An 11,720-nucleotide genomic window follows, 5' to 3' on the forward strand; every position below is an offset into this window, starting at 1 on the left:
TGACCTCGATCATCTTATGTCGGGGCAGCCGCCTCAAGGAACCTCCGGAAAATTTTTGACTCCGCAAGCTCCGCCAAAATTTTTCCGGAGAACCCTTGACCCGTCTGCCCCGACACAAGGATTGGCAGGGGCGGGGGAAACGGGGAGGAAAGGGCGGCAGAGAGTTAAGCACGAATGGGTTTCCGTTGTGCACTTCTGTATCAGCGGCAGCAAAACCCCCGGTAAGCGAACCAAGGCGAGATCTGAAAGTTACAGATAAAAATGACTTAGAAGCGGTCCAAAGCTTGCAAAATGCCGGTTTTCACTGATAGACTAGATAAGTAAGGCAAACCGGGAAGGCCAAGCCCGGTAAAAGCGAAAAAATCAGTTGTGGGGTTCATTACATGTCTGCTGTCGCCTCTACTCCCGAGGTCATTGCCGAGTTGACCGCTCTTGTGCAGGCTGGTGACATTCCCGCCGCCAAGAAGCTGGGCCGGAAGCTGATCAACGTCGCGGACACCCGCGAGTTGTGGCTGATCGACCGGATCGCCAAGCTGCTGGAGAACCGCCCGAACACCGCCGTTGACATCCTGCGGCACTGGTGGGCCACCGCCCCCACCGAGGCCGACCGGGCGATCATCGCCGCGTGCGCGCCAAAGAACGGCGAACAGCGTCACCGCCCGCAGGCCGACACCGACCGCGCGCCCCGGTGGAACCGCCGCAACCGGTACCAGGCCCCAGGCACCGTCAAGACGGACCAGCGCGCCGAGCTGCGCCGCCGCCGCCGGAGCCGTCAGGAACAGGACGACGCCGCCGCATTCGCCAACTACCAGCGCGAGCGCGCCGCAGTGGCCGAGGGAGACCAGATCCCCGACCGTGACGAGCGCGCCCAGGCCGAACAGGTCTACGCCTCCGGATTCGACTACGACCGCGCCGCCCTCTACGGCACCGATGTTGCCTTCCGGTGCCTCTCGTGCTCGATCAGCCGAGGCCGCTACGACCTGGACCACGACCGCATGGCCGCCGGACACGGCGACGATGGACTGTGTGCCGAGTGCCGGGAGTCCGGCCGTCCTGGCATCCCCGCCCTTCCTCCCTGGCACAACCCCGCTGACGCTGTCACCGCGCGGTGCGCGTTCATCCTGGCCCAGTCGGACGCCGCCGCCGCGCGGGTGGTCCTGCGCGCGGAGTGGCGGCAGGCCACCGCGCCCGCAGTCCGTGCCGTCATCGCGGATTTCGTGACCGCGAACCTTCCGGTCCAGGAACCCGCCGAGGTTCCCGCCGAGTTGGGCACGTGCGCGACCTGCCCGGACGAGCGCACCGCTCGTGATCTGCGCGGCGTGGCCGTTGACGACGGCATGTGCGCCGAGTGTCGCGCCGACAGCGAGCAGGCTGTGACCACCGTTCCCGTCGCCTGACCGCGCGGGGTCCGGCCCGCCGGGTCGGACCCCGCCCCATTCCGTTCAAGCCCCCCCGGCTGTCGCCGGGGGGCTTTTCCGCACGCCCAGCCAGCGCACGGACCCGCCGCCTACCATCCCGCCACGGCCGCCTGTCCCAGCCGCCCCGACCCGCCCGCACCTGCCAGCCTTCGCTCGCCTTCCGGCCTGCTCACCCTGCCGCTCCTTACTGCACTCCTGCGCCCACCGACACACAGCACCTCTTGCATGTGCCGCATTTGCAGGTACTGCATCGTTTCAGTGGACGTAACGGGACCACGTTTTGTCAACTAATATGGACGTCAACTGATGTGGGCGAACGTAGGTATCCGGTGATCGGCGTGCGCAAGCTGTCACCCGGCGGGTACGAGTACCTGACCGGGTCGGTGGCCTGCGCGGACCGCGACCTGGACCCCGGCGAGTCGCTGTCGGACTACTACCTGGCGCACGGCTATCCACCCGGCCAGTGGTTCGGCCGCAGCGCGGCCGTGCTGGGTATGCACGGCGAGGTCACTGCGGCACAGATGAACGCGCTGTTCGGCGAGGGCCGTCATCCCGACGCCGACCGCATCCAGGCAAAGATGATCGCCGCCGGGCACACCCGGGCCGAGGCCGTGACCGCGACCAAACTCGGGCACCGCTTCTACCAGTACGAGGGCCCGGACCGGGTGCGCAGCCAGGTCATCGAGGCATACAAGCAGTACAACCTCGACCACGACCGCCCGCTCAACACCCCAATCGACGACACGGTCCGTGCGGCCATCCGCCGCGACGTCCAAGCCAACGCGTACGCCGACGCCCACGACGGCCGCCAGCCCACCGACGCCGACCTGGGCAGGTGGCTGGCCGAGCAGCATAAGGCGATGAAGTCGGCCACCAGCGGCTACGAATTGGTGCTGGCGCCGCCGAAGTCGGCCAGCACGGTGTTCGCGCTCGATGACACCCACCGTGATCTGGTGGTGCGCCTGCACCGCCGGGCTGTGCTCGACACCCTGACTTACCTGGAGGACAACGTCGCGTTCACCCGCCGCGGCGACGGCGGCCACACCCAGCACGACGTCACCGGCATCACCGCGGCCGTCTTCGAGCACTGGGATTCGCGTGCGGGCGACCCGCACCTGCACACCCACGTGCCGATCAGCACGAAGGTGCAGGGCCCGGACGGGCGCTGGACCGCGCTGGACGGCCGCACCATCCTGGCCGCCTCGGTGACCATGAGCGAGTACTACAACTCCCGCATCCGCGACCTGTTCCGCGAACACGGCGCGGCCTGGACCGAACGGCCCGCTGGCGGCATCGACCTCAAACGCCCCACCTGGGAACTGGACGGCGTGCCCGACGAACTGCTGGCCGGGTTCTCCCGACGCACCGCCCAGGTCGAGCAGGATCGCGCCCGGCGCATCGCCGCCTTCCGCCGTGCACACGGTCGCGAGCCCACGCCCAAGGAGGTCCTGGAGGTCTCCCGGCGGGCGCAGTACGGCACCCGCGACGCCAAGCAAACCCCGCGGTCACTGGCCGAACACCTGCGCCGCTGGCGCGCCCAGGCCGAGGAGATGGTCGGCTCCGAGGTGGTCGAGCAGCTCGGGCAGCGGGTGTTCGGTGGCGAACCCGAACCGCTGTCCGAGGTCGACGTCGCCGCGCTGGCCCAGGCCACGTTGACCACCGTCTCGGACTACTACAGCCACTTCAACGCCTGGAACATCGAGGCCGAAGCACACCGACAGAGCGCACACCTGCGGGTGGCCGACGGCGGCCGCGACCGGCTGATTGGCGACGTGGTGCAGGCGGTACTCGGCTCGGACGACATCGTCGCGCTGGAGGCGCCGTCGCTGGTCGACGAACCCGATGGGCTGCGGCGGCGCTCGGGCGAAAGCGTCTTCGTCGAACACAACAGCCGCCGGTTCACCACCAAGCGGACCCTGCGCGAGGAGTCCGCGCTGGCTGCCTGGGGCAGGCTCACCGACGGCCGTCGACTCCGACCCGCCACCGTCGACCAGGCGCTGGCCAAGGCCAGCAAACTTAACCACGGCCAGCGCACCGCCGTCAGTGCCTTCGCCACCTCCGGCCGGCGCGTGCAGCTGCTCTACGCTCCGGCCGGCGCGGGCAAGACCACCACGATGAAGGTCTACGCCGACGCCGTGCGCGCCGAAGGCGGCCGGGTGTTCGCCTTCGGGCCCAGTGCGCGGGCCGCGCAGGTGCTCGCCGAGGCGATCAACGCGCGCCCGCACACCCTGCACCAAGTCACCACCGCACAGCGGATGGGTGTGGCGGAGAAGGGCTTCCCGTTCCGCCGCGGCGACGTGCTGATCATCGACGAGGTGTCGATGGCTGGCACCCACACACTGCATGAGGTGGTCGCCTACGCGTTGCGCCGCGGCGCCGACGTGCGCCTGGTCGGCGACGACCGGCAGCTCGCCGCGGTCGAGGCTGGCGGCGCAGTGCGCTGGTTCGAACACCTCAACGGCGCCGTGCGGCTCAAGGAGGTGGTGCGCTTCCTCGACCCCGACCAGCGCTCCGCGTCCCTCACGCTGCACGCGGGCTCTGCGGCGGGTTTGGACTTCTACTTCGCGCAGGGCTGGGTCGAGGGCGGCAGCCGCGAGAGCATCCGCGACGCCGCCCACCGCGCCTGGCGTGCCGACCTGGACGCCGGGCGCCAGTCGCTGCTGATCGTGCCCACCAACTCCGACGTCACCGCGCTCAACCTCGAAGCGCGCGCGCTGCGCCTGGCCCGCGGCGACGTCGACGAAGAAGGACGCTCCGCGCAACTGCACGACGGCACCGCCGCCAGCCGTGGCGACTGGGTCGTCACCCGCCACAACGACCGTCTCAAGACGCTGTTCGGCGGGCGCGACTTCGTCAAGAACGGCGACACCTGGGACGTGCTGGCCGTACGCCGCGACGGCGCGCTCAAACTGCGCCACCAGGCTAACCACGGCACCGTAGTAGTGCCAGCCGACTATGTCGCCGCGCACGTCGAACTGGCCTACGCGGCCACCATTAACCGCGTCCAGGGCATGACCAGCACCGGCTCCGCGCACGCGATCGCCACCCAGGGCATCTCCCGCGAACAGCTCTACACGCTGATCACACGCGCGGTCGACGACAACCGGATCTACGTCGAAACCCACCAACACACCATCGACTCCCACCAGGAGACCCCGCCCGAGCTAAGCGCACGCGACGTACTGGAGGCCGCCCTGTCCCGCTCGTCGGCGGAAACCTCGGCCAACGAAGAGCTGCGCAACGCCCTGGTGGTGGCCGAATCGCTGCGTACCCTGGTCGGCCGGCACGACTACGTCGCGCTGCTGGGCACCGAAGAGCACATCGATGCCGTACTCACCGAGTACGTCCCGGCACTGCTGGATTACCCGGCCGCGCCGGCGCTGCGGCAGACCCTGCACACCGCCCAGGCCCTGGGCTGGCAGGCCGACCACCTGGTGTCGGCCGCGATGGCTGGCGGCCTGTCCGAGGGCGGTGACGGCCACCGCGCCGTCGAGGGCCCGGCCGCGGTGCTGCGCTGGCGCATCCAACAGCGCGTCCTGCACGAGCCACCACCCGCCCGCACAGCCGCGCCCACGCTCGCCGCGACCAACCGGTGGCGCGGCCTCGTCGAGCGGCACGACCCCACCGCCGCAGTCGAGGACACCACCTGGGAACCGGTGTGGCAGGTGGCAGCCGCGGCCCTCGCCGAGGGTCTGGACGTCGATGCCGCGATCGTCGACATCGCCCGAGGACTGGCCACACGACCAACCAACGACCCCATGCCGGAGCAGCGCTTCGCCCTGTTCGCTCTCCAGGACGCACTACGCAGACAACGCGAACAGGGCGGTGGGTGGCAGCCCGCGCTGCCGTGGCTGGCGCACCTCGACCACCATCGGCTGGTCGAGCAGCCCGAGCTGCTGGACTACCTGCACCGCGTCAACGACGCCATCGCCGCGCGCGTCGGGCAGCTGCACGCCACCGTCGCCGCCGAAGAACCGGACTGGACCGGCGCGCTGGGTCCCCGCCCCGACGATCCCGTGGTCGCGGCCCGCTGGGACGAACTGGCCGGACTCGGCGCGGCCTATCGCGACACCTACGGCGTCACCACCGACGACCCGCGTCATCCGCTGGGTGAGGAGCCCCAGGATGACGGCTTGCGGGCCCGCGCCTGGCACGACCTCATCGCCCGGTGGACTCCGCCGACCGCCGACGAGTCCGCCGACACCGCGCAGGCGGCGACCGGTGTGGTGCAGACCAGCGCGCTGGACCGGCTGCGTGACACCATCGACCTCGACGAGCTGCTCGCGGCGCTCGCCGCCGACGAGTTGGCCGCCTCCGAGCCCTTGGAGGAAGGGCTGTCCGACCTCGTGCGCCGCTACGAACGCGGCGCACGGGCAGCGGACGGACAGCACCTCGACGACCGCATCACCCAGGTGCTCACCACCCGTGCCCCGTCGGTACTGGACGGCGACGCCGAACCGGCACTGCGACGGCTGCTGCACCGCGCCTACGACCAGGGCTGGGCCGTGGAGCACGTAGTGCCCGACTCTGACAGCCTTGCCAGCATCGACGGTGCCCGCAACCCCGCCGCCGTGCTCTACCGGCGCATCGAACAGCGCCTCCAGCGCACCGACCCACCCAGCGAACCGGCGCGCCCCCGCGGCCCTCTGCCCTGGTTGGACGCCGCGAACCCGGCCGCGCTGGCCGACCAACCTGAACTCGCGCAGCACCTCGACCAGCTCGCCCAGGCGATCGCCGACCGCGCGTCCCGACTGCGCGATGAGATCGCCGTAACCCAACCGGGCTGGACCGCAGGGCTCGGCCCCCGACCCGACGCCCCCGCCGCCGCGGTCCGCTGGGACGACCTCGCCGCCGCAGCAGCCGCCTACCGGGAGACCTACCGCGTCACTACTCGCAGTCCCGACATTCCCTTGGGCGCGCAGCCTCGGGGCAACGACGCCCGCGCTCGCGCGTGGAAGAACCTCACCGACCAGTGGAGGCCCATCATGACCACGCCCGACGACCAGTTCTCGGCCAACCAGGAGCGCATCGACGCGCTACGCGACCAAGTTCTCGACCACGCCGAGAGCCTCCAGGATGACGCAGTGGGATCGGCGGAGAACTACGGTTCCGACGCCCATGCGGCGGAGGTAGCTGAGGAATTGCACCGCTACGACGACGCCGAGGACATCGGGGAGAGCACAGACCTCAGCTCTGGCTTCGGCCACTGATCACTCCGGCGTCAGCCGAAGTGCCGGATCCGGGAAACGTGTTCTATTCCGAACAGGACTTCCATCATGCCCTTTACCAACCGCGAGCAGCCCGATGCCCGCAAGTCACAAGCCCGCGCGCTGTCCACTCGCCCCGGCATGTCGTACGCAGCCGCGCTGCGGCAGGTGGTCGGTGCGGTCGAGCCGTGGCAGTCGAAACATCTGTGGGTGCTCACCGACGACGTACGCAACTGGCTGTCCGGTGACAGCCGCCGCAGCGACCACCGCAACCTATACGCCTGGCTGGATAACGAGGGCCCGACCTTTACGTGCGACCGGTGCGGTGAACCGGGCGATGCCCGCACAGCCGAGTGCAGCATCTCGCCGATGGTCACCGCTTACGACCCGGATCTCGCGCCAGTCACCCGGCACTTGGACACGAAGAAGTATCACGCGACCTGCGCTCCGTCCTCAGTCATCTGGGTGAACGACACTGACATCCCGGTCGGCCCTCGGTACCTCGACCTACCCATGAGCGTTAGGCAGGGCCTTATGGGCAGGTTCGAACTCAACGTCTACGCCCTGCTCGACGTCGACCCCGAGGATGGCGCCCAGCACGCCATGCTGCTGCTCACCGTCCGCGTCGTCGAGGACCACGGCCGCGGCGTCTTCGCTTGGCTGACTGAGCTCGAGTTGTACCTGGGCAGCCAAGGGATCGGCGACGTGCACGAGTTGGACAATGACGCTAAGACTGACTGGTGGTTGCGGGTCGTCACCGATCAGGCCAGCGCGCGGCCGTCGTGGATCGCACTTCGCACCGACCGTGAAGGGAACGACGACAGGGCTCGGCACCATCTGATACTGACTGCGTTGGACCTGCCCGACGGATGGGCTCAGGCCGCGCAGAGCGCCGGTGATGTCGAACTCGTAGTCGGCCCGTGCACGCGCCACTGGGACAGTACGTCGGTGCCCGAGCAGCTGGCCGACGAGATCGCCGATTTTGCCGAGGAGCAGGCCTCTGCGACTGGTGACCGTTGCGGCTGCGTACACCTGACTTCTAACCACGCCGTCGACCTCGTCGGATCCGGCGCGTTCCTCGTTGGTCGGGTCCGCGTTCTGCACGACGAGGAGGTATCCCGAGAGAGCTACCGCGACGATTGCGCGGGAGATGCGACCGGCTCGACGGATTGAGGCCCCGATTCGGCAGCCATCGGACTGGTGATGCCTCCGCCGTTGCGGCTCGAGCACATAGTCAGCACCAGCCGATCTGGTCGGGTAGGGACGCAAACTTCGAGCAGCAGCAGCCGGACCGCGTGTTGCTGGCCACCCGTGGCCAGTTGGCCGGGTGGTGAAGGCCAGAGCGGTAGCGGATCATGGCGACCGCCTATGACCGTCGTCTACAGCGATTCGGCTCATGAAGCTCTCGTTACGCCAGTGGTTGATGCGGCCGCTGTAGCGATGGCGGGCCGGGCCTGCCGGTGGAGGTAGGTACCGCTGTAGCGTGTTGTTCGGCCAGTTCGAACCGGTCGGTGCGGGGCGGCGAGCCCTCGTTGCGGTGGTCGCCGTCGAGGCAGTCAGGGCGGACCCAGTCGCGGGTGAGCCGGTCGCTGAACCCAGGACGCCACTGGTGCAGCCATGTTTGGCCGTCGCGTTCGTTCGCTGCGGGGCCGATGTTGGCCGCGCGCCAGCTGTAGGCCAGCGTCGCGACCTCTATCGCCAGCGCTGGATGCGAGGCCCAGCATGGTGGGATCGGCCGGGCTCGGCTGCCGTCGACGCCGACGAAGGTACGGTTGTACCAGGCCACGAAGTTGGTGACGGTAAACCGTGGGTCTTTCTGGTCGTCGGGATTGTCCTCGGCGGCCATCGGCGGGGTGAACCACACCCACGCGGCTGGTTCGCTGGGGTCCTCCTCTGCGGCTCGGCCGTCGGCCGAGGATTTCTTGGCCAGTTGGGCGACTTTGTTCTCCAGACGGCGCTGGCTCTGCGCGAGCGTGGCGATGATCTCGGTAAGGGTCCTGATCTGGGCGTCCCGGTCCTTGTCGTCTGCTGGCTGTTCGTGCTGGGACTGTTCGCTCATGTGGTGAACCTGCCTGTCGTGCCGAGGTTCGGTCGGGTGACCGGCGGTGCCACCGCGAGTCCGTCCGTGCCGATCGGGACGTGCCCGTCACGCACGGCCCGGACGTGCTCGCGAATCTGCTTCCAGTCGGGGCGCCCGCGTACGTCGAGGGTGCGGGCGAGGATCGGGTCGAGGTGGCGGTGGATGACCAGGACGCGGCCACGACGCACGCGCCGGACGTCGCCGGGCCGGTAGGTGGGCACCGTCTCAACGCCCACCGAGGTTCGGACGTGACCGAACAGCCCGTCGTTCTGCTGCTGGACGCGGCGCCGGTCGTGGTGCCCGGTAAGCAGGGAGACCCATTCGAGGGTGGTGCGGTCCTTGATGCCGCCCCACACGCTCAGCGTCGTAGTGTTGTCCAGCAACTGGCGGGTGCGTTGCGGCGTGAACGCACTTTCCAGGGCCGCTACGGACTGGGCGCCCCAGTGAATCAGCACGCCCCTGCCAGCAGAGTCGGAGACGATGTCGGGCAGTTGTGGCACGGGGGTGGCGTTGGTGAGCTCGTCGAGGATCGCGGTGGCCGGTGGATCCAGGCGGCGGTGCGGGGTGTGCAGGGCCATCTCCTGTGCGGTGGTCAGCCAGTGCTCGACCAGGGCGGTCAGGATCGGCGCGGCCTGGGCGGCCTGGTGCTGTCCGGCGATCAGGTACAGCGAGCCGTGTTGGGCGATCAGGGTCCGCACGTCGAGGTCGTTGCCCGGTGCCGGGGAGCACAATCTGCGGATCTGCGGGTCCATGGCCGGCTCGATGACCCGGCGCACGCTCATCCACACCGCGTCGGAGGTCTCGGCGACCATGCCGATCTCCGCGCGCAGGTTGCGGGCGTACTCGGTGAGTCCGGCCTGTTGCAGCAGCCGCACCGGTTCCTGGTCGATGGGCTTGCTCATCGACCACCGCACCAGGTCGTCGATGCCTCGGTGGTGGATCGCCGCAGCAAGGAAGTACGCCTGGAGCACCACCTTCGCCCGGTCGCGGAAGACCTTGTCATTGCCGCCGACGCCCGCTAAGCCGACCGAGGCGGCCTCGACCATCGTGTGCGCGCGGCGGTAGGCCACCGCGATGTCCTCGCAGCCTTGCGCTGGCCACCACTGCACCTGCGCGGGCCAGGGCACCGCGCCGGTGACGTCGGCGATCTTCACCGGGCTCGTTGGGTGGCGGGCGGCACGTAGCAGCGCGCTGAACTCCAGCAGGTCGGGTTTGGTAGTGGAGCACAACAGGGCACCGGGCGCGGCAATGGCCTTGTGCACCAAGTCGCGGCGGGACTTGCCGGACTGGGTCGGCGCCAGGGTTCCGGTGGGGTTCTCCAGCGGGGTGCACATCGGCCGCCGTTGCGGACTTAGGTGCAGCGGTGCGGCGACCTCGTCCAGCGGTGCCTGCAGAGCCTGCGCACGGGGCAACCCCGGTCGGGTCCATTCCGCCGTGCGGCGCGCTGCAGCCAGTGACAGTTCCTGCCGGATGTCCTCGCGGCTGGCATGCCCTGGCTGCGAGGGTCCGAATCGCCGCCACACCGCCACCGCGACCGTCAGCACCAGGGTGGTGGCCGCTGCCAGCAGAGCCGTGGTGATCGTCCAGTACCAGCCGGTCCGGCCAGCCAAGGCCTGCGCCCACGGTTCACCCAGCCCACTGCCCGGCCGGGCGGGGTGCGCCAGGACCCCGAACACTCCGGCCGGCCAGTTGTCGACGGCCGGGACCGCCCAGGGGCCGCCGAACAACGCGGTGGTGGCCGCAGCGGCGACCATGAGGACGGCGGCGACCGTGACGAGCAGGCCGAGCGCGGCCACCAGCAGGCCCATCAGCGCCAGGTCACGGTCGGCGTTCACCGAGACGGTATTTCTCATGTGCGCGGGTCACCTTCCGGTGGTGGTTTTCCGTTGTCGCCGGTTGCGATTCGGCGGATCGAGACCACCTTGGGCGCCCAGGAGTCCAGGGTGGTGAGGATGACGCCGTGGTCGGTGTCGTAGGCGTCGACCATGTAGCCGTTGCCGACGTAGATGCCGACGTGGCCGGGTGCGGCCGGGGTGCCGTCGGAGCCGGGGATGAACACCAGGTCTCCGGGTTGGATCCAGGTCAGGGAGCCGACCGGGATGCCGTCGTGGACCTGGGTGTAGGTGGTGCGCGAGATCGCGACGCCCGCGTGGGCCCAAGCGGCCTGAGTCAGGCCGGAGCAGTCGAAGGCGTCTGGTCCCGTGGCGCCCCAGACATAGGGCTTGCCCAACTGTGCCAGCGCGTACACCACCGCTCGGCTTTGCTGCGGGTCTCCCGGCAGTGTGAAGTCCGGCGGCAGCTTCTTCGGATCCAGGTCGCCGGGGTCGAGGTTGCCCTTGCCCATGTCCTGGCAGCCGCCGTAGGCCGGGTCGACGTCCACCACCGGGTCGGCACCCGGCGCAGGTGGTGCGTGATTGTCCGGACCCTGCCAGTACCGATCGGTGAGCATGGCGGCCGCCGATTCGCGCGGGGCATATCGGTCGGGAAACTGCGAGCGCTGGACCGCCTGCTCGGCGGCACCGGGTGGCATGGTGTGCCAGCCTGGCAGGGCGATCAGCGCGTCATAGAACTTGTTCGTCGCGTAGACGGGGGCGAGGATCTCCGCTGGGCTGCCCCACCCCTGACTGGGTCGCTGCTGAAACAGTCCGAGGCTGTCGCGGTCGCCGTGGTCAACATTGACCAGTCCGGACTCGACCATCGCGGTGGCCAGAGCCAGCACCGCGGCTCGCCTGGGCAGGCTGCGCCGCACGGCGACAGTGACAATGGTCTGGGCGTTGGTCAGCTGTTCGCCGGTGAATGTCTCGTCGCCGATCTGCTGGGTGAAGCCTCCTGGGCCCAGGCCCAGGCGCTGGAAGGGCGAGCACTCCACGACGGCGGCGGTGGCAGCGAGGGTGCCGGACTGGGACACCATCAGCACGGTGGCGACCAGCAGGGCCGGGACCATCAGCAGCAAGTAGACGGCAGCCCCGATGCCGGCGACCAGCGGCCCTGTGCGGGTCGGGTGCGCTGCCACGG

General features: G+C 69.4%; 6 protein-coding genes. 3 read left to right on the forward strand and 3 right to left on the reverse strand.

What is annotated here, in order from left to right; all coding sequences use genetic code 11:
* Positions 1 to 383: 383 nt before the first annotated feature.
* From LV78_RS27665 to LV78_RS27675, 3 genes are all read left to right on the forward strand, one after another.
* On the forward strand, positions 384 to 1,397 hold the full coding sequence (locus LV78_RS27665) for a hypothetical protein (protein ID WP_253848577.1): 1,014 nt from the start codon (positions 384 to 386) through the stop codon (positions 1,395 to 1,397).
* Positions 1,398 to 1,747: 350 nt separating this feature from the next.
* Positions 1,748 to 6,628, forward strand: coding sequence for a MobF family relaxase (gene mobF, locus LV78_RS27670; RefSeq protein ID WP_253848578.1), 4,881 nt, complete (start codon positions 1,748 to 1,750; stop codon positions 6,626 to 6,628).
* Between the two features lie 66 nt (positions 6,629 to 6,694).
* Positions 6,695 to 7,798, forward strand: coding sequence for a hypothetical protein (locus LV78_RS27675; RefSeq protein ID WP_253848579.1), 1,104 nt, complete (start codon positions 6,695 to 6,697; stop codon positions 7,796 to 7,798).
* Positions 7,799 to 8,033: 235 nt separating this feature from the next.
* On the opposite strand, the gene LV78_RS27680 is transcribed toward LV78_RS27675, so the two are convergent.
* Genes LV78_RS27680 through LV78_RS27690 form a run of 3 tightly spaced genes read right to left on the reverse strand, consistent with a single transcriptional unit; the run spans position 8,034 to position 11,718 of the window.
* Positions 8,034 to 8,684, reverse strand: coding sequence for a hypothetical protein (locus LV78_RS27680; RefSeq protein ID WP_253848580.1), 651 nt, complete (start codon positions 8,682 to 8,684; stop codon positions 8,034 to 8,036).
* Positions 8,681 to 10,558 (reverse strand): type IV secretory system conjugative DNA transfer family protein, encoded by a 1,878-nt coding sequence (locus tag LV78_RS27685; protein WP_253848581.1) that lies wholly within the window; start codon positions 10,556 to 10,558, stop codon positions 8,681 to 8,683. The genes LV78_RS27680 and LV78_RS27685 overlap by 4 nt, the downstream gene beginning before the upstream one ends.
* The gene (locus tag LV78_RS27690) at positions 10,555 to 11,718 is read right to left on the reverse strand and encodes a C40 family peptidase (protein WP_253848582.1); all 1,164 of its coding nucleotides are present in this window, start codon (positions 11,716 to 11,718) and stop codon (positions 10,555 to 10,557) included. The genes LV78_RS27685 and LV78_RS27690 overlap by 4 nt, the downstream gene beginning before the upstream one ends.
* Positions 11,719 to 11,720 lie beyond the last annotated feature (2 nt).

It is taken from the genome of Actinosynnema pretiosum (genome assembly GCF_024171695.1).
In the GTDB taxonomy this organism is placed as follows: domain Bacteria; phylum Actinomycetota; class Actinomycetes; order Mycobacteriales; family Pseudonocardiaceae; genus Actinosynnema; species Actinosynnema pretiosum.